Annotated in this window: 13 protein-coding genes and 1 pseudogene; 9 read left to right on the top strand and 5 right to left on the bottom strand. The window is 72.1% G+C overall.

The features are described 5' to 3' along the window. Nucleotide 1: 1 nt before the first annotated feature. Both OG711_RS17345 and OG711_RS17340 read right to left on the bottom strand, forming a co-directional pair. Entirely contained in the window at nt 2–514 is a 513-nt protein-coding gene (locus OG711_RS17345) for a DUF2771 domain-containing protein (RefSeq protein ID WP_329559695.1), read from the bottom strand. Nucleotides 515–958: 444 nt separating this feature from the next. Further along, nucleotides 959–2344: an MFS transporter gene (locus OG711_RS17340; protein ID WP_329559694.1), complete on the bottom strand. Its 1386-nt coding sequence runs from the start codon at nt 2342–2344 to the stop codon at nt 959–961. Between the two features lie 441 nt (nt 2345–2785). Here OG711_RS17340 and OG711_RS17335 point away from each other — a divergent pair, with 441 nt between their 5' ends. The 7 genes from OG711_RS17335 (at nt 2786) to OG711_RS17305 (ending at nt 13359) form a co-directional block, all read left to right on the top strand. Further along, complete coding sequence (locus OG711_RS17335) at nt 2786–3760, top strand: DUF3027 domain-containing protein (RefSeq protein ID WP_073783510.1); 975 nt, start codon at nt 2786–2788, stop codon at nt 3758–3760. A gap of 1152 nt (nt 3761–4912) precedes the next feature. Beyond that, nucleotides 4913–8209 (top strand): sacsin N-terminal ATP-binding-like domain-containing protein, encoded by a 3297-nt coding sequence (locus OG711_RS17330; protein WP_329559693.1) that lies wholly within the window; start codon nt 4913–4915, stop codon nt 8207–8209. A gap of 276 nt (nt 8210–8485) precedes the next feature. Beyond that, nucleotides 8486–9253 carry a calcium-binding protein gene (locus tag OG711_RS17325; protein ID WP_329559692.1) on the top strand — a complete coding sequence of 256 codons (768 nt, stop codon included), beginning with the start codon at nt 8486–8488 and terminating at the stop codon, nt 9251–9253. 254 nt (nt 9254–9507) lie between these two features. Beyond that, complete coding sequence (locus OG711_RS17320) at nt 9508–10332, top strand: calcium-binding protein (protein WP_329559691.1); 825 nt, start codon at nt 9508–9510, stop codon at nt 10330–10332. A gap of 255 nt (nt 10333–10587) precedes the next feature. Further along, nucleotides 10588–11412 (top strand): calcium-binding protein, encoded by an 825-nt coding sequence (locus OG711_RS17315; protein WP_329559690.1) that lies wholly within the window; start codon nt 10588–10590, stop codon nt 11410–11412. 218 nt (nt 11413–11630) lie between these two features. Then, nucleotides 11631–12434: a DUF5707 domain-containing protein gene (locus OG711_RS17310; RefSeq protein WP_329559689.1), complete on the top strand. Its 804-nt coding sequence runs from the start codon at nt 11631–11633 to the stop codon at nt 12432–12434. A 139-nt stretch (nt 12435–12573) separates the two neighbouring features. After that, nucleotides 12574–13359, top strand: coding sequence for a hypothetical protein (locus OG711_RS17305; RefSeq protein WP_329559688.1), 786 nt, complete (start codon nt 12574–12576; stop codon nt 13357–13359). Nucleotides 13360–13889: 530 nt separating this feature from the next. Here OG711_RS17305 and OG711_RS17300 read toward each other — a convergent pair. Both OG711_RS17300 and OG711_RS17295 read right to left on the bottom strand, forming a co-directional pair. Beyond that, complete coding sequence (locus OG711_RS17300) at nt 13890–16406, bottom strand: HAD-IC family P-type ATPase (RefSeq protein ID WP_329559687.1); 2517 nt, start codon at nt 16404–16406, stop codon at nt 13890–13892. A gap of 93 nt (nt 16407–16499) precedes the next feature. Beyond that, the gene (locus OG711_RS17295; RefSeq protein ID WP_329559686.1) at nt 16500–16841 is read right to left on the bottom strand and encodes a DUF2530 domain-containing protein; all 342 of its coding nucleotides are present in this window, start codon (nt 16839–16841) and stop codon (nt 16500–16502) included. Between the two features lie 221 nt (nt 16842–17062). Between OG711_RS17295 and OG711_RS17290 the strand changes: the two genes are divergently transcribed. Beyond that, the gene (locus tag OG711_RS17290; protein ID WP_266509213.1) at nt 17063–18514 is read left to right on the top strand and encodes an NCS2 family permease; all 1452 of its coding nucleotides are present in this window, start codon (nt 17063–17065) and stop codon (nt 18512–18514) included. Between the two features lie 313 nt (nt 18515–18827). Here the strand turns inward: OG711_RS17290 and OG711_RS17285 are convergent. After that, nucleotides 18828–18998 (bottom strand): annotated as a pseudogene (locus OG711_RS17285) (ribbon-helix-helix protein, CopG family); the annotation flags it as partial. Between the two features lie 144 nt (nt 18999–19142). Between OG711_RS17285 and OG711_RS17280 the strand changes: the two are divergent. Continuing rightward, entirely contained in the window at nt 19143–19580 is a 438-nt protein-coding gene (locus OG711_RS17280) for a MarR family winged helix-turn-helix transcriptional regulator (RefSeq protein WP_073783519.1), read from the top strand. Nucleotides 19581–19585 lie beyond the last annotated feature (5 nt).

Here is a 19585-nt window from a genome sequence, read left to right as displayed (position 1 = left end):
GTCAGGAGGACCCCTTCTTGAGCCGGAACGACCACAGGCCGGTGACCTTGTTCTCGCCGCCCTCGGCGATGGTCACGATCGTGGACGAGCCGCTGGCGCCGTACTGCTCGTTGAAGAAGACGCTGCCCGGGACGGCGAGGTACGTCTTCTTGCTGTAGTCGGTCAGCCGCTGCCCGTTGAGCAGGAGCGTCCAGCTCTTGTCGGCGATGACCGGGTCGACGCCGAAGCGGACGGTCTCGGTGGGATCGACGGTGATGTGCCTGACGTCCTTCTTCTCCTTCAGGCACGTCTCGACGTCGGCGGGCTTGATCGCCTTGCCGTCCTCGTAGCAGGTGGCCTCGGAGGTCACGGAGATGTCGGCGACGGTGACGGTCGCGACGGCGGTCGGCTTCTCGCACGCCGTGAGGACGAGCAGACCGGCACAGACGGCGCCCGCGACGGCGATGGTCCGACGGGACCGGGCGGCGGCCGGGGCTGACTTCAGGTGCGGCTCGGCCGCGGACAGGGACGTCATGCGCGAAAGGCTATCGGGCCAGCCCCCGCGGGCCCTCACGCGGGTGCGCCCACGCCCCACCCCCCACCCGGGTGGTCCCAAAGGTCCCCCCTTGGCTCGCACCCGAGGTCTGTCCGGCTGGACGTACTTGTCCCTGTACAGGTCGTTCGTGGGATGCGCAGTTCCCCCCGCCCCTTCGGGGCGCCATCTGCTTGTTCTTCGGGTCGGTGCCGGTCGGGATTCTCCGTCCTCGCTCCGGAGGGAGGTTCCGCACCCGAAGGACAACGGGAACGGGGCGCCCCCAAAGGGGCGCGGGGAACTGCGCAAAGACGAGGGCAGACCCGCACCCGAAGAGCGACCGCAAGGGGGCAGCATCCAGGGGCGCGGGGAACTGCGCACCCACCGAGCGACGGCACAGGGACAAGTGGGTCCAGCCGGACAGACCTCGGAAGCGCAAGCGACGGCCTAGGCGATGCGGGGGTGGGCCGGACCGCCCCTCGCCGCTGCCAGGAGGCCCCGTACGGTCGTGGACCAGCCGAGGCCCACGATGCCCGCCGCGACCGACAGGCCGAGCGCACCGTTCAGCGGCAGGACGATCCCCACCGCGCCCCCCACCACCCACGACATCTGCAACACGGTCTCCGACCGCGCGAACGCCGAGGTCCGCACCAGCTCCGGCACGTCCCGCTGGATCAACGCGTCCAGCGACAGCTTCGACAGCGCCTGCGCGAACCCCGCGACCGCCGCGAGACACGCCACCATCACCGCCCCGAAGAACACCGCCGCCAGCGCCGCCATGCCCACCACGCACGCCACCACCGTCACGATGATGATCTCCGGCGTCCGGGCCCGCAGCCACGCCCCCACCGCCGTACCGAGCGCGTTGCCCGCGCCCGCCGACACCCCGACCACCCCGAGGGACACCGCCGCGCTCTGCCCCGTCATCGGATGCTCCCGCAGCAGGAACGCCAGGAAGAAGATGAGGAAGCCCGACAGACACCGCTGCGAGGCGTTCACGGCCAGCGCGTGCGTCACCGCCGGGCCGACGGTCCGCAGGCCCGGCCGCCGCACCTTCCCCGTACGGGCGCGGTACACATGTTCCGGGTCGGCCGCGAGCAGCGCCCGGTCCTCGCCCTTCGCCGAGTCGACCACCCGCGGCATCGACAGCGACAGGAACGTCCCCGCCACGAACAGCACGAACGCCCCGTACAGCGGCCAGCGCGGCCCCAGCATCTGGAGGCCCGCGCCGATCGGCGCGGCCACCCCCGTCGCGAGCAGCCCGCCGAGGGTGACCCGTGAGTTCGCCTTCACCAGCGAGAACCCGGGCGGCAGCAGCCGGGGCACCACCGCGCTGCGGACCACCCCGTACGCCTTGGACGCGACGAGTACGCCGAGCGCCGCCGGATACAGCTCCAGACTGCCCGTGGCGACCGCCCCGGACAGCAGCAGCGCGAGGACCGCGCGGGCCAGCATCGCGCCCGCCATCGCCGCGCGGCGCCCGTGGGGCAGCCGGTCCAGCAGCGGGCCGATCACCGGTGCGAGCAGGGTGAAGGGCGCCATCGTGATCGCCAGATAGAGCGCGACCCGGCCGCGTGCCTCGTCGGTGGGGACGGCGAAGAACACCGTCGAGGCGAGCGCCACGGTGATCATCACGTCCCCGGCGCCGTTCACCGCGTGCAGCTCGATCAGTTTGCCGAGCCCCGACTCACCCGCCCCGTGGGCGTGCGTCGCCTTGCGGATGCCCCGGGCCGGGCCCGTGAACGGCATCCGCAGCACACGGCCCACCGAGCGGCCGGCCCGGCGCAACGGACCGGGTCCGCCCGGCGAGCGGGGCGACCTGGCTACTGCCATCCCGTCATAGTGCCCCCTGGGAGCACGATCAAGTGGGGATACCGCGTCCCCCGGACGTGGCGTGCCCCACGTACCGCCCCGTGTACCGGCCCCCGTCACCTGGGGCAGGGCGCCCGTACAGGGCCCGCGCCGGTGTGTCGGGGTATGTCGTGGGGCGGGCCCCGGGAGGTCTCGGGGTGGGAACAACGCGAGCCGCACCGTACGCCGGTGTGGGCGCGGGCCGCCGGAGAGGGTAGCGTGCGTAGCGCGCCTGCGGTGGTCGGTCCTGGCCGCGCGCCTCTCCGTCATCACGCAGAATGGGTGACACAGGTGCGCCCGGGTTGATCGGGCGCGGACGTCGACGCGGCCCGCTGGTCCGCTCCGTCCGCGTTCCCGGTGGAACCGAACGCCGCCCGCCAGGAGGGCGCACTCGACAGACGGCGTAGGAGAGAAGCGATACCCGTGAGCGCAGCCACAACGCGAAGCCGTACCCCGGACCGTCTGTGCGCGGAGGCCGTCGGCCTCGCCCGCACCGCCGCCGAGGAGACCGCCGCGCCGGGGGTGGTGGGTGAGCATGTCGCGACGGTCGTCGAGGGCGACCGCGTGGTCACGCATCTGTTCGAATGCAAGGAGCCCGGCTACCGGGGCTGGCGCTGGGCCGTGACCGTGGCCCGCGCGTCCCGCGCCAAGCAGGTCACGCTCGACGAGACGGTGCTGCTGCCGGGCCCCGACGCGCTGCTGGCCCCCGAATGGCTGCCCTGGAGCGAGCGGCTGCGCCCCGGTGACCTCGGTCCCGGGGACCTGCTGCCCACCGAGGACGACGATCCGCGGCTGGAGCCCGGCGCCGTCGTGGCCCCGGAGGCCGTGGAATCCGACGACGCGGACGCCGCCCTGTCCGGGGCCGTGGACGACACCCGGCTGGCGGGCGGCCGGTCCGGTGAGGACGCGCCCGCGCCGAACTCCGTCCGCTCCGAGGAGTGGGCCGGGCTCGACGCGGCCCGGGAGGCCGCGGGGAGGACCGACGGGCCGCCGCCCGCGCTGCCCGTCACGCCCTCGCGCGGGGACATCGCCGAGGTCGCGGTCGAGCTGGGGCTCGGGCGGGCCCGGGTGCTGTCGCGGTACGGGCTGCGGGACGCGGCGGACCGCTGGGACGTGGCGTTCGGCGCGGGTACGCCGATGGCGCAGGCCGCGCCGGCGAACTGCGGTTCGTGCGGTTTCCTCACCCCGCTGGGCGGTGCGCTCGGGCAGGCGTTCGGTGCCTGCGCGAACGAGTTCTCGCCCGCGGACGGGCGGCTCGTGTCGCTCGCGTACGGGTGCGGGGGGCATTCGGAGGCCGCGGTCATGCCCCGGGCCGCCCCGATGACCCCGCCGGTCCTCGACGAGACCCGCGTCGACGTCTTCCCCCTCCACACCACGGAGTCCCCCGACCCCACCTGACGCCTTCGCTCGCGCTTCCCAGGTCCGTCCGGCTGGACGCACTTGTCCCTGTGCCCCGGGGTCTGTCCGGCTGGACGCACTTGTTCCTGTGTAGGTCGCTCGGTGGGTGCGCAGTTCCCCGCGCCCCTGGGGTTCCACACCTGGACGTACCTATCCCTGTGCGGGTCGGACGGGGGTGCGCAGTTCCCCGCGGGTCGCCTTCGCTTGCGCTTCCCAGGTCCGTCCGGCTGGACGCACTTGTCCCGGTGCCGTCGCTCGTCGTTTTCGCGCAGTTCCCCGCGCCCCTTTGGGGCGCTTCCTGTGGGTTCTTCGGGTCGGTGCCGGTCGCAATCCTCCGTCCTCGCTCCAACGCGCTCGGTAGGGACGGGAAGGTGGCCCCACTGGTGGCGTCGGAGTCTGCGGGCAGAGATTCCCGCCCACCCCCTCCCGCAGCAGCGCGACCGCGCGAGGAGGGGGCCCGCACCCGAAAGACAACGGGAATGGGGCGCCCCGTCAGGGGCGCGGGGAACTGCGCGAAGACGAGGGCAGACCCGCACCCGACGAACAAGCCCGAAGGGGCAGCATCCAGGGGCGCGGGGAACTGCGCACAAACGAGGGCGGACCCGCACCCGAAGAGCGACCGAAATAGGGCAGCATCCAGGGGCGCGGGGAACTGCGCACAAACGAGGGCGGACCCGCACCCGAAGAGCGACCGAAATAGGGCAGCATCCAGGGGCGCGGGGAACTGCGCACCCACGAGCGACGGCACAGGAACGAAGTGCGTCCAGCCGGACGGACCTCAGAGGCGCAAGCGAAGGCGGCCCGCGGGGAACTGCGCACCTCACGAGTGACGGCACAGCAGCGAAGTGCGCCCAGCACAGGAAACCCAGGGGCGCGGGGAACTGCGCACCCACGAGCGACGGCACAGGAACGAAGTGCGTCCCGCCGGACAGACCTCAGAGGCGCAAGCGAAGGCGGCCCGCGGGGAACTGCGCACCCCACGAGCGACGGCACAGGAACAGGTGCGCCCAGCCGGACAGACCCAGGGGCACAGGGACGAGTGCGCTCAGCGGAGAGACCTCAAAAGCGCGAGCGAAGGCGACAAGGTACCTTCGCCGCTGAGGGCCTGAGGCCACCGTAAGAGGACGACCGAGGACAACCGAGGAGCACCCCGTGACCCAGCCCGCGAGCCCCACCCCGGAGGGGACCGCCGACCCCTTCGGCACAGCGAGCCTGCGCCAAGAGGTCCTCACGGCCTGGCACACCACCCCCACCCGCTTCCGCGAGGACGCCAACGCCGAGGAGGACCTCGCCCTCGGCGGCCACCGCGACCGCCTCGTCGTCGAACTCGCGCAGAACGCCGCCGACGCGGCGTCCCGCACCACCGCCCCCGGCCGGCTGCGCCTCACCCTCCACGACGACGGCACCCCGCACGGGGTCCTCACCGCCGCGAACACCGGCGCCCCCCTCGACGCGACCGGCGCCGTCTCCCTGTCCACCCTGCGGGCCTCCGCGAAGCGCGACGACGACGCGCGGGGCGCGGTGGGCCGCTTCGGCGTCGGGTTCGCCGCCGTGCTCGCCGTCACCGACGAGCCCGCCGTCCTCAGCCGCGCGGGCGGCGTCCGCTGGTCCCTCACCGAGGCCCGCGCCCTCGCCGCCGAGACCGCCGTACAGGCCACGGACACGGGCACCGGCAAGGGCAAGGACACCGCCCCCCGTACCGGCAGCCTCGACGACGAACTGCGCCGCCGCGAGGGCCATGTCCCGCTGCTGAGGCTCCCGTTCCCCGCCGAGGGCCCCGTACCGGACCCCTACGACACGGTCGTCGTCATGCCGTTGCGTGACGCCGCCGCCCGTGACCTCGCCGAACGGCTCCTCACCGGGATCGACGAGGCCCTGCTGCTCACCCTCCCGGGCCTCGCCGAGGTGACCGTGGAGCTGCCGGACGGCTCCGTACGGACCCTCGGCCGCCGTACGGACACCCCGTACACGGTGATCGAGGACAGCCGTGACGGCACCACCCGCTGGCGTACCGTCGCCCGTGCCGGCGCGCTGACCGCCGATCTGCTGACCGGCCGTCCCACCGAGGAACGTCTGCGTCCGCACTGGTCGGTGACCTGGGCGGTGCCCGTGGACGACGCCGGTGCCCCCCGTCCGCCGCGCACCGCGCCCGTACTGCACGCGCCGACCCCGAGCGACGAACCCCTCGGCGTACCGGCCCTGCTGATCGCGTCGTTCCCGCTGGACCCCACCCGCCGCCACGCCGCCCCGGGCCCGCTGACCGACTTCCTGGTGACCCGCGCCGCCGACGCCTACGCCGAACTCCTCGCCGACTGGCGCCCGGTGGGCCCCGGGATCGTCGATCTGGTCCCCGGCCCGCTGGGCCGCGCCGAACTCGACGGGGCGCTGCGCGCGGCCGTCCTGGAGCGGCTGCCCCGCACCGCGTTCCTGCCGCCCGCCGCCGACCCCGACCGCACCCCGCACGGGGACGACGCCGCACCCGGCGGATGGGACGACGGCACCACCACCCGCGGCCCCGACAGGCACGCGCTGCGCCCCCGGGACGCCGAACTCGTGGAGGGCGCGGGCGCGGACACCGTACGGGTCCTCTCGGAGGTGCTGCCGAGCCTGCTGCCCGCCGGGCTGGAACGCCGCGCCGAGCTGCGCACCCTGGGTGTGGCCCGGGTTCCGCTGACCGACGCGGTCGACCGGCTGGCCGGGCTGGAGCGCGACCCCGAGTGGTGGTGGCGGCTGTACGACAGCCTGGCCGGGGTCGACCCGGACCGGCTGACGGGCCTGCCGGTGCCGCTCGCCGACGGCCGGACCACGATCGGGCCCCGGCAGATCCTGCTGCCCGTCCCCGGTCAGGGCGCGGGCACCGGGCCGGAGCCGGGCGGTGGCGGTCCCGCCGCGCTCGCCCGGCTCGGTCTGAAGGTCGCCCACCCCGACGCGGCGCACCCGCTGCTGGAGAAGCTGGGCGCCCTCCCGGCGACCCCCCGCGCGGTGCTCACGACCCCGCAGGTCAGGGCCGCCGTCGCGGCGTCGATGGACGACGAGGCCTGGTACGACGACCCGTTCCCCGACGAGTCCGGCGCCCCCGGCGCCGGCGGCCCGCCCGACGCGGAACAGCTCGCGGAGCTCGTCCTCGGCCTGGTCCGGGACGCGGCGCTCGCCCCGGGCGACGAGCCGTGGCTCGGCGCGCTGGCCCTCACCGACGAGGACGGCGAACCCGCTCCGGCGGGTGAGCTGGTCCTGCCGGGCAGCCCGTTCGCGCAGGTCGTCCGCGAGGGCGAACTGGCGGCCGTGGACGCGGAGCTCGCCGAACGCTGGGGCGCGCAGCCGCTCGCCGCCTGCGGGGTCCTCGCCGACTTCGCGCTGGTCCGCGCCATGGACGTGGTCCTCGACCCGGACGAACTGGAGCCCCGCGAGGGGGACTTCGCCGAGTCCGACGACGCGGGCCTGCTGGACGCCGTCGACGTGTGGTGCGAGGACCTGCTGGACGGGCTCCCGGACACCCCCGTCCCGCCGGTCGCCGCCGAGCTGATCGCCGTCCGCGACCTGGACCTGGTGGACGACGACCGCTGGCCCGAGGCCCTCGCCCTGCTGTCCCGGCCGCCGCTGCGGGACGCCCTCACCCAGCGGGTGCGGGTGCTGCTGCCGGACGGCCGCGTGCAGAGCGTCCGCCCGTACACGGCCTGGTGGCTGCGCGGCCACCCCGTCCTGGAGGGCCGCCGTCCGGCGGGGCTGCGCGCGGCCGGGAGCGACCCGCTGCTCGCCGGGCTGTACGAGTCCGCCGACGCGGCCGGTTTCGACGACGAGCAGGTCCTCGCGGCCCTCGGGGTGCGGACCTCGGTCGCCGCGCTGCTGGACGAGCCGGGGGGCGCCGCCGAACTCCTCGAACGCCTCGCGGACCCGGACCGCGATGTCACCACCGCCCAACTCCACGCCCTGTACGGGGCGCTGGCCGAGCTGGAGCCGGACCAGGTGACGCTGCCGGACGAGCTGCGGGCCGTGGTCGACGGCCGGGTCACCGTCGTGGACGCGGCCACCGCCGTGGTCGCGGACTCCCCGGACCTGCTGCCGCTGGCCGCCGGGCTGCCGCTGCTGCCGGTCAGCCCGTCCCGGGCCGCCGACCTCGCCGAACTGTTCCAGGTGCGGCGCCTGGGCGCGGTGGTCACGGGGGACGTGTCGGACGACGGTGTGGTGCGGACGACCCCGGAGCCGGTACGGGTCCTGCTGGGCGCGTCGGTCCCGGCCACGTACACCGAGCACGAGGAACTGTTCGTCGGGGACGTGGAACTCGACTGGCACCGCACGGCCGAAGGGGTCGTGCACGCGGCGACGCTGGAGGGTGTCGCGGCCGGTCTCGCCTGGGCGGCCGGTCAGTGGCCCCGCCGCTTCGAGGTCGCCGCGCTGCTGGAGGACCCGACCCGTACCGACGAACTGGCCCGTGACCGCTGGTTCGACTGACGTCCCGACCGCCCCTCCCGCGCGACCCCGACCACCGCTCCGGGGCCCGGCCCCGACCCCGGAGCCGGGCCTCGCGTCACCCTGCGATCGGTGTTAACTCGGCTCACGCGACAAAATCTTGTGGACGGATGCAACCGTTCAATGGCATGGTGTGTCTTGTCCGTTGAGTCATCCGGCTCAACGGACCGACCCGGGCTTTCCGGTGGCCCCGCGCCCCAGAATTGGGGGGTGGCGTGTGCGGCCGCTCGTCAGCCCCTGGATTTACTTGGGGAATTCATGCGCATCCGCGTATCCGCCGCCGTCGTCACCGGCGCCCTGGCCGTCTCTGCGCTGGCCGTCCCGGCCGCCCAGGCCGCTCCGGCCGCCGAGGCCATCAAGCTGACCAACATCAAGGTCAACGGCGGCAAGGACGTCGTCGTGGGCACCACGGCCCAGAAGGTCTTCACGATCACGTTCACGGCCAGCCACAGCGCGAACATCGAGCCGGACGCAAGCATCGTGGTAACGCGTAACGGCGGCGGCATCATGCTGCCCAACGAGTTCGGCGGCAACACCTGCAAGGAGACCTCGGCCACCACCTCCAACTGCAAGGCCACCTTCCCGGTCGACCCGTACTACGACCTGGAGAACGCCGACGCCACCACCTGGCGGACCGAGGTGAGCCTCAACTCCACCGACTACGAGTCGTCGTACGACTCGCACAACATCAAGAGCTGGCGCCTCCAGCGTCTCTCGAAGCTCACGGTCAACGCGGCTCCCGAGCCGATCAAGAAGGGCAAGACCCTGACGGTCACGGGTGCTCTGACCCGTGCCAACTGGGACACCGAGAAGTACGCGGGTTACACCTCGCAGCCGGTGAAGCTCCAGTACCAGAAGCGCGGTTCGACCGCGTGGAGCACGGTCAAGACCGTCAAGAGCGACGGTCGTGGCAACCTGAAGACCACGGTCAAGGCGACCGCTGACGGTTCGTTCCGTTACAGCTTCGCCGGCACCTCGACCACCCCGGCGGTCAATTCCGGCGCGGACTACGTCGACGTGCGCTGACGCACCACGACCCGCAGCGTATGACGGGCGCTGCCGCCATCGGGGCCAGAGGAACACTCTCCCCTTCGGCGGCGGCGCCCTTCCATGTCGCGGCGCGTACGCGTTTCCTGCAACCAGGCGGCCGTCCGCTGGGTCTGAGCGGGTGGAGCCGGTACGGCTCCACGACCGAACCGGGTCGCCGGACACAGGCACACCCCCGTATCGGACGGTGGCGTGCCGGGCCAGCGGCCCCACAGCACCTGGGGACAACACCTATGCGAACTCGCGCTTCCGCCGCCTTAACCACCGGCGCTCTGGCCCTTTCCGCCCTGATGGTCCCGGCCGCGCACGCGTCCGGCGGTGACTCCCGCGTTCCCGCCGACCTGCCGACGCCGTTCGCGGCGTCCTCCAGCGCCGCGGGGAACATCACCAAGGTGACCGTCAACGGTGGCAAGCCCGTCGCCGTCGGCACGTCCAAGAAGAAGTTCACCGTCGAGGTCAGCGCGTCGAACGAGGCGGGCGTACTCCTTGCCGTCGCCGCCCTGTGGCGCGGCAACGACTTCGACAACCCGGACGTGTTCCTGGAGGAGGACGACACGGGGACCGCCGACCCGTGCAAGTACACCGCCACCACGGCCACCTGCAAGTACACCGTCACGGCCGACCCGCGGACGAAGCTGGCGAACAAGTACGCGGGGTCCTGGAAGGTCGCCGCGATGGCGATCGACGGCACCTTCCAGCCCGTCGCCCTGGTGGAGAACTTCAAGAGCGCCAAGGTGCTGCGCGCGGCCAAGCTCACGGTCAACGCGGCTCCCGAGCCGATCAAGAAGGGCAAGACCCTGACGGTCACGGGTGCTCTGACCCGTGCCAACTGGGACATCGAGAAGTACGCGGGTTACACCTCGCAGCCGGTGAAGCTCCAGTACCAGAAGCGCGGTTCGACCGCGTGGAGCACGGTCAAGACCGTCAAGAGCGACGGCCGCGGCAACCTGAAGACCACGGTCAAGGCGACCGCTGACGGCTCGTTCCGTTACAGCTTCGCCGGCACCTCGACCACCCCGGCGGTCAACTCCGGCGCGGATTACGTCGACGTGCGCTGACGTACACGACCCACCGTGTGACGGGCGCCGCCGCCGACGGGACCGGAGGAATCCTCATCCCCGTCGGCGGTGGCGGCATCCCGCCTCGCGGCAGATGCGTGTTTTCGTACAACCTTTCGCCCGCCGACGCGGTCTTCGCGGGTGGAGCCGGTACGGCTCCATGACCGAACCGGGTCGCCGGACACGGGCACGCCCCAGTATTGGGGGGTGGCGTGCCGGGCCGGCGAGCCGCACAGCACCTGGGGAAAAACACATATGCGCACTCGCGCCTCTGCCGCCGTATTGACCGGCGCTCTGGCCCTTTCCGTCCTCGCCGTCCCGGCCGCACACGCGTCCGACGGTGACTCCGGCGCCCTTGCGCGGTTCGCGGCCCCCACGGCCGCCGCCACGGGCAAGATCACCAAGGTGACCGTCAACGGCGGCAAGACCATCGCCGTCGGCACGTCCAAGAAGAAGTTCACCGTCGAGGTCAGCGCGTCGGACAGGAAGGGCGTGACCCTGGCCGTGGCCGCTCTGTATCGCGGCACCGTGAACAACCCGTCAGCGGTACTGGTGCCCGACACGCTGGTCGATCACGACCCGTGCAAGCGCACCGCGACCACGGCCACCTGCAAGTACACCGTCGTGGCCGACCCGAAGGCCGACCTCGCCAACCAGGACGCGGGAACGTGGAAGGTCCTCGCGGCGGCGATCAGGTTCGAGGCGGACGGCGAGGACAAGACCGTCGCCGAGAACCTGAACTACAAGAGCGCCAAGGTGGTGCGCGCGGCGAAGCTCACGACCAACGCGACGCCCGAGCCGGTCAAGAAGGGCAAGACCCTCACGATCAGCGGCGCGCTCACCCGGGCGAGCTGGGACAACCTCAAGTACAACGGCTTCGCCAGCAACTCGGTGAAGCTCCAGTACAAGAAGAAGGGCGCCGGCGCCTGGACGACCGTGAAGACGGTCAAGGCCGACAGCCGTGGCACCGTGAAGACCACCGTCAAGGCCTCGGCCGACGGTGACTACCGCTTCACGTACGGCGGTTCCGGCACCACCGGTTCCGCGACGTCGGTCGCCGACTTCGTGGACGTCCGCTAGCCGTAGCGCGGGGGACCGGTCGCCCGGTCCTTCCCGAACCTCGCGGGGGCAGCCCCGCCCGGACGGACCTTCACGGGACCTCTGACCCGTCCGGGCGTGGCGCCCACCGCGTCCCATGGAGTCCACGGACTCCTCATCCAGACCACCGGGATCCGGTCGACAGCCGCCTGCGGACGGATGTTCCGCAGCCGCCGACCGTCCCGTACCCAGGGGAACGTATGCGAACTCGTGTATTTGCAGGGCTGACCACCGGCGCTCTGGCGCTGACCGCACTGACCGGCACCGCCGCCCAGGCCGACGACCGCGCCTCCGCGAGCCGCGCCACCCCGCCGAAGATCACCAAGGTGACCGTCAACGGCGGCAAGGACCTCGTGGTCGGCGTCTCCAAGAAGACGTTCACCATCAAGGTCACCGCGACGGACGACTCGGGCATCGCGGTCGCCCTCGCCGCCCTGTGGCGTGGCGGTACCTCTGCCGACAACCCGCAGACGATCCTCATGCCGGACATCCGCATGGGCGACTGCGTCCAGAGCAGCGACACCACGTCCACCTGCACGTTGAAGGTCGTCGCCGACCCGAAGTCGCCGGAGGGCCTGTTCGACCTCACCAACGCGGGCGCGGGCAAGTGGCATGTGGCGGTCGCGGCCGACAGCATGGATGACGGCGCCGTGGAGCGGCAGAAGTACGCCACCCACCAGGTGAAGCGGGCGGCGAAGCTGACCGCCGACGCGACACCGGAGCCGGTCCGCCGGGGCGACGCTCTCACCGTCTCGGGCTCCCTGACCCGCGCCGACTGGAACACCCACAAGTACAACGGTGTCGCCAGCAGCGCCGTGAAGCTCCAGTTCAAGAAGAAGGGCACCAGCACCTGGCGGACCGTGAAGACGGTCAAGGCGGACAGCCGGGGCAAGGTGAGGACCACCACGAAGCCCACGGCCGACGGTGACTTCCGCCTCAGCTACCCGGGTACGGCCACCACCGCCGGTGTCACGTCGAAGGCGGACTTCGTCGACGTGCGCTGAGTCGCCGGCCTCCCGTACGGCGGGGACACGACGCCCCCGCCGTACGGGTTCCCGCCGATCGGAGGGGATGCCCGCGGGACGGGTGCGCACTAGGCTCCAGGAACCCGACCGGGCTCCGGCCGACCTCCCTGGGGGACCCATGCGTATCCGTGCCGCCGCCACCGCCCTCACCGGTGCGCTGGCCCTGACCACGCTGACCGGACCCGCCTCCGGGCCCGTCGCCGCGGCGCAGGGGCCGGGCGCGAGTACCCGGGTCACCGGGGTCGACGTCAACGGCGGCAAGGACATCGTGGTGGGCTCCACCGCGAAGAAGCACTTCACCATGTCGGTGCGGGCCGAGGACTCCGCCGGGATCCGGGACGCCTACGCGTGGCTGTGGCGCGGGAACAGCGCCGAGCACATCGACGGCATGCTCTACCCCGACACCAACGAGGGCTCCTGCGCCGACACGGCACCGGGCGCGGCCGTCTGCACCCTCCGCTTCACCGTCGACCCGACGCTGGACCTCCAGGGGTCCAACCATCTCGCGGGCGACTGGCAGTTGTACGTGGAGGCCACCGCCCGGGACGACGGGTACGCCTCCGACGACCGCTACCGGACGGTGCGGCTGAAGCGGGCCGCGCGGCTCGCCACGGACGCGGCGCCCGAGGCCGTGCGGCCGGGCAAGCCGGTCAAGGTCACGGCCGATCTGCGACGTGCCGACTGGAACAAGGGGCGTGACGCCGCGTACGGGGGGCAGCGGGTGACCCTCCAGCGCAAGGACGGTGGGTCCTGGACCTCCGTGAAGTCGTTGCGGACCGGTGCGGGGGGCGAGGCCACGGTGACGGTCCGCCCGACCCGCACCACCACGTACCGCTACACCTACGGCGGCACGTCCACCACCGCGCCGACCACGTCCGCCCCCACCACGGTCGCCGTCCCCTGACAGGTCGCCTTCGCTTGCGCTTCCGAGGTCCGTCCGGCTGGACGTACTTGTCCCCGTGCGGGTACGTCCGTGGGTGCGCAGTTCCCCGCAGGCCGCCTTCGCTTGCGCTTCTGAGGTTCCCCGCCTGGGCGTACTTGTTCCCGTGCGGGTACGTCCGTGGGTGCGCAGTTCCCCGCGCCCCTGGGTGCTGCCCCGCTCGGTCGCTCTTCGGGTGCGGGTCCACCTTCGTCTTTTGCGCAGTTCCCCGCGCCCCTTAAGGGGCACCCCCTTCCTCTCGCAGTCGCACTGCTGCGGGAGGGGGTGGGCGGGAATCTCTGCTCGCAGACTCCGATGCTCTTCAGTAGCTCCGCTGGACGTCGTACCGAGCGTGTCGGATCGAGGACGGAGAATCCCGACCGGCACCGACCCGAAGAACCGGCCGGGTGCGCCCCAAAGGGGCGCGGGGAACTGCGCAAAACCACCGAGCGACGGCACAGGAAACAGGTGCGTCCACCCGGACAGACCTCGGAAGCGCAAGCGAAGGCGACCCGCTACCGGTCGACCCACCTCCACGCTGCCTCCAGCACCCCGCCCGCCACCACCGCGACCCCCACCGCCCCCCACGGCATCACCGTCCCCACCAGCTTCAGCGCGAAGAAATGCTGGAGCCACGGCACGACAAGCACCAGCAGGAACCCCGCCCCCATCGCCGCGACCAGCGCCACCCGCCACCACGTGTACGGCCGCGCCACGATCGCGAGCACCCACATCGACACCAGGAACAGCGTCAGCGTCGCCGCGCTGGTCTCCGCGTCCAGCGCCCCCGCGCCCGTGTAGTGGTGCCGCGCCAGCAGATACGTGACGAACGTGGCCGTCCCCGCGACGATCCCGCCCGGGATCGCGTACCGCATCACCCGCCGGACGAAGTGCGGTCGCGCCCGCTCCCCGTTGGGCGCGAGCGCGAGGAAGAACGCGGGGACCCCGATCGTCAGCGTGGACAGCAGCGTCAAGTGCCGGGGCAGGAACGGGTACTCGACCTGTGAGCACACCACGAGCACCGCCAGCAGCACCGAGTAGACCGTTTTGACCAGGAACAGCGTCGCGACCCGCGTGATGTTGCCGATGACCCGGCGGCCTTCCGCCACCACCGAGGGCAGCGTCGCGAAGCTGTTGTTCAGCAGCACGATCTGCGCGACGGCGCGGGCCGCGTCGGACCCCGACCCCATCGCGACCCCGATGTCCGCGTCCTTGAGCGCGAGGACGTCGTTCACCCCGTCCCCGGTCATCGCGACGGTGTGCCCACGGGACTGGAGCGCGCCCACCATGTCCCGCTTCTGGCGCGGGGTGACCCGTCCGAAGACGGTGTGCGTGTCGAGCACCTCCGCCATCCGCTCCCGGTCCTCCGGCAGCGACCTCGCGTCGACCGTGTCCGCCGCCCCCGCGAGCCCCAGCTTCCCGGCGACCGCGCCGACGGACACCGCGTTGTCCCCGGAGATCACCTTGGCCGTGACCCCCTGCTCCGCGAAGTAGCGCAGGGTCTCGGCGGCGTCCGGCCGGAGCCGCTGCTCCAGTACGACGAGCGCGGTGGGCAGCGCGTCCGCCGTGACCTCCGGATCGTCCAGCGGACGGGACACCCGGGCCAGCAGCAGCACCCGCAGCCCGCGTTCGTCCAGCTCCCGCGTCGCCGCCAGCGCCTCGTCGCCCTCCGCAAGCAGTACATCGGGCGCCCCGAGCAGCCACCCGCTCACCCCCCGCGCCCCGCCCTCCCGCACTTCGCCCTGCCCACCGCGACCGCCCCCTGCCCCGCTCCCCCCGTCTCCCTCGCCCCTTCCGTCTCCCTCGCTGTCGTCGCTCCCGCCGACCCCGTCGACCCCGCCCTCCTCGAACCGGGCGCCGCTGTACTTGCGGGCCGACGAGAACGGCAGGGTGTCGAGGCAGGCCCAGCCGCCGTCCCGGGGCGGGGGATACGCGTCGGCGACCGCCCGCAGGGAGGCGTTGGGCCGCGGGTCGGACACCGCGAACGCGCCGAGCACCGACCGGACATGACGCTCGTCGGCACCGCCCAGCGGACGCAGCTCCAGTACGTCCATCCCGCCCTCGGTGAGAGTGCCCGTCTTGTCGAGGCAGACGGTGTCCACCCGGGCGAGCCCCTCGATCGCGGGCAGTTCCTGCACCAGGCACTGCTTGCGGCCGAGCCGGACCACCCCGATCGCGAAGGCCACCGACGTCAGCAGCACCAGCCCCTCGGGCACCATCGGGACGATCCCGCCGACCGTGCGGGCGATGGAGTTCCGGAAGCCGTTGTCCTTCACGACCAGTTGGCTGATGATCAGCCCGATCGCGGTCGGGACCATCATCCACGTCACGTACTTGAGGATGGTCGAGATCCCGGACCGCAGCTCGGAGTGGACGAGCGTGAACCGCGACGCCTCCTCCGCGAGCCGCGCCGCGTACGCCTCCCGGCCGACCTTCGTCGCGGTGAACGCGCCGCCGCCCGCGACCACGAAGCTCCCGGACAGCACGGGGTCGCCGGGCCGCTTCACCACCGGGTCGGCCTCACCGGTCAGCAGCGACTCGTCGATCTCCAGCCCGTCCGCCTCGGCGCAGACGCCGTCCACCACGATCTTGTCGCCGGGCCCGGTCTCGATGACGTCCCCGAGCACGAGCTCCGAGGTGGTGACCGCGACGGCGGCCCCGTCCCGCCGCACCACCGGCCGGGCCTCCCCGATCACCGCGAGCGAGTCCAGGGTCCGCTTGGCCCGCAGCTCCTGGACGATGCCGATCCCGGTGTTCGCGATGATCACGAACCCGAAGAGGCTGTCCTGCATCGGCGCGACGATCAGCATGATCACCCAGAGCACACCGATGATCGCGTTGAACCGGGTGAAGACGTTCGCCCGCACGATGTCCACGGCCGACCGGCTGCTGCGCACCGGTACGTCGTTGACCTCGCCACGGGCCACCCGCTCCGCGACCTGCGCCGAGGTGAGCCCGTGCGCCGGGGGCCCGCCCGGTACGGGGACGGGGTGCACGGGATCGAGTTCGGCACCCGCGTCGATATGCGTCATGTTCCGACGGTACGGAAGGATACGTCCACCATCCGTGAGGAACGCCGGGGCGGATTCCGGCGGGCCGTGGGTCCCGCCGACCCGGTCCGGGGCTCAGCCCGCCGGGCCGCTCCCGCCGCCGGAGGCCCCTTCGCCGGGGGTCCCTTCGGTGGAGGTACCGCCGCCGGCCGCCGCGTCCCGCTTGATCGCCGCGTCCCGCTTGCGGACGTACCAGATGCCGATCAGTCCGAGTCCGGCCCCCGCGAGACAGGTCCACACCCACCACAGGTGCCCGTGCTCGTCGAACCAACCGTAGAAGGGGAGCTGCACCAGGAACAGGACGAACCAGAGGATCGTGCCGCCCGTGACGGTGGCGGTCACGGGCCCTTCCAGGGGCTCCGGCGCGTCGTGCTTGAGGGGGCCCGGCTTGAGGAATCCCGGTGCGCGATCGGTCATACGCCGAGTTTAGGTGAGTCCCGCCCGGGGGCCTGAACGGGACGGACCGCCGGTCCGGGGGGCGGTCCTGGCGGTGGCCCGGAGGGTTCCCGTACCGCCGTCCGGGCCGACGCCACCGGTATCTACGCGCGGAGATAGCGATCATCCATGTCATATGTTCATACTGAAACGGTTCCGCTCCGGCCCGTTTCCCTCGTAGGAACCTACAACTGAGGTCCTGTATGTCCCCCTCGGCCACCGCTCAGGTCGACGCGTCCGGAGACTCTCCGGTCCCCCCGCCGGTCAACGGCATCGACCGTTTCTTCCGGATCTCGGAACGCGGTTCCTCGTTCCCGCGCGAGATCCGCGGCGGTTTCGCCACCTTCTTCGCGATGGCCTACATCATCGTGCTGAACCCGATCATCCTCGGCAACGCCAAGGACCTCCACCAGAATCAGCTCGACAACGCGCAGCTCGTCACCGCGACCGCGCTCACCGCCGCGTTCACCACCCTGCTGATGGGTGTCATCGGCAATGTCCCGATCGCGCTCGCCGCCGGGCTCGGCGTCAACACCGTCGTCGCGCTCCAGCTCGCGCCCCGGATGTCCTGGCCCGACGCGATGGGCATGGTCGTCCTCGCGGGTCTCGTGGTGATGCTGCTGGTCGCGTCCGGGCTGCGGGAACGGGTGATGAGCGCGGTGCCGCTGGGGCTGCGCAAGGGCATCGCCATCGGTATCGGCCTGTTCATCATGCTCATCGGCCTGGTCGACGCCGGTTTCGTCTCCCGTATCCCCGACCTGGCCGAGACGACCGTCCCGCTCCAGCTCGGCGGCGACGGTCACCTCACGGGCTGGCCCGTCCTCGTCTTCGCGCTCGGCGCGCTGCTCACCCTCGTACTGATCGTGCGCAAGGTGCCCGGCGCGATCCTGATCTCCATCGTCGCCATGACGGGTGTCGCGCTGATCATCGAGGCGGTCGCGAAGGTCCCGTCCTGGGGCCTGACCACCCCGAAGTGGCCCGGCAACCCGGTCTCCACCCCCGACTTCGGGCTGATCGGCCAGGTCAGCCTGTTCGGCGGGTTCGAGAAGGTCGGCATCCTCACCGGTGTCCTCTTCGTCTTCACCGTGCTGCTCTCGTGCTTCTTCGACGCGATGGGCACGATCATGGGCGTCGGCGACGAGGCGAAGCTGACCGACTCGAAGGGCAACTTCCCCGGGATCAACAAGGTCCTGTTCGTGGACGGTATCGCCGTCGCGGCCGGTGGCGCCTCGTCCTCCTCGGCCACCACCTGCTTCGTGGAGTCGACGGCCGGGGTCGGCGAGGGCGCGCGCACCGGCTTCGCCAACATGGTCACCGGCGGTCTCTTCACGCTCGCCCTGTTCCTCACCCCGATCGCCACGATGGTCCCGTCGCAGGCGGCGACCCCGGCGCTGCTCGCGGTCGGATTCCTGATCATGTCCGGCTCGGTCCGGTCGATCGACTGGAGCGACTACACGATCGCGATCCCGGCGTTCGTGACCATGATGATGATGCCGTTCACGTACTCGATCACCAACGGCATCGGCATGGGCTTCATCACCTTCACCGTGCTGCGGGTGGCCGCGGGCCGGGGCCGTGAGGTGCCCGTCGCGATGTACGCGGTCTCGGCGGTGTTCGTCTTCTACTACCTGATGCCCGGGCTCGGGCTCATCTGACCGGGACACCGGCCGGTCGGCCGGTGCCGGGGGCCGTCGCGTCACGCGACGGCCCTTCGGCGTTCCCGGGGCCGGACGCGCGGGCCGGGTCCGCCGGGCCGGTCGGGCCCATGAGGTCCGCCGGGTGCGCCAGGCCCGCCGGGTCGCTCGGGGCCGCCGGGTCGGTGGCGGACGCGGCGCGCAGGGCCGTCATGCTCAGGGTGCCCGTACCGGCGACGGTCGTCCCGGTCGCGGCCCTGCTGAGCGGGACCGTTTCCCCGTCCGGACTGCCGAGTCCCGCGGGCTCCCCGGCCGTGTCCCCGTCGGCGCCCGCGTAGAACCGTTCCGTCTCCTCCACCGCGGACTGGAACCGTTCGTCGAAGTCGTCGCGGACCAGTGTCCCGATCACATAGTCCTGGACGCTCATCCCCCGCTTCGCGGCATGACCCCGGAGCCGTTCCAGCAGCTCGCCGTCCACCCGCAGGCTCAGCACATGTGTCCCCATGGGTACGAGGGTCCCGGGCGGCGGCGGTATTTTGTATCACTTTCCGCTCAGGGCTCACTCGTACGGGTGATGATCGGTCCGGGTGCGGTGGATCACGGTTTAACGGGTGTTCTTTAGGAAGGGTAATGAGTTAAGCTAAAGAACATGTCTGACCTTACTCACGGCGACGACGCCGCGGCCGTGAACGCACTGCGTTCGGCGGTCATGCGCCTGTCGCGACGGCTCAAACACCAACGGGTCGACGAGTCGCTGAGTCCGACCGAGATGTCGGTGCTCGGCACCCTGGCCCGGTGCGGTTCCGCCACCCCGGGCGAGCTGGCCCGCAAGGAGCATGTGCAGCCGCCCTCGATGACCCGCATCGTGGCGCTCCTGGAGGCCAAGGGCCTGGTCAGGCTGGAGCCGCACCCCGAGGACCGCCGCCAGAAGGTGGTCACCCAGACCGAGACGGCCGAGGCCATGCTCGACGAGAGCCGCCGCAGGCGCAACGCCTGGCTGGCCGGTCTGGTCGAGGACCTGGACGAGGACGAGTGGGCGAAGCTGCGCGCCGCCGCCCCCGTGCTGGAGAAACTCGCGCATCTGTAACCGAC

The organism is Streptomyces uncialis (assembly GCF_036250755.1).
GTDB lineage: Bacteria > Actinomycetota > Actinomycetes > Streptomycetales > Streptomycetaceae > Streptomyces > Streptomyces uncialis.
The sequence above is the reverse complement of the archived record's forward strand: the minus strand, read 5'-3'. Positions and strand labels throughout refer to the sequence as shown.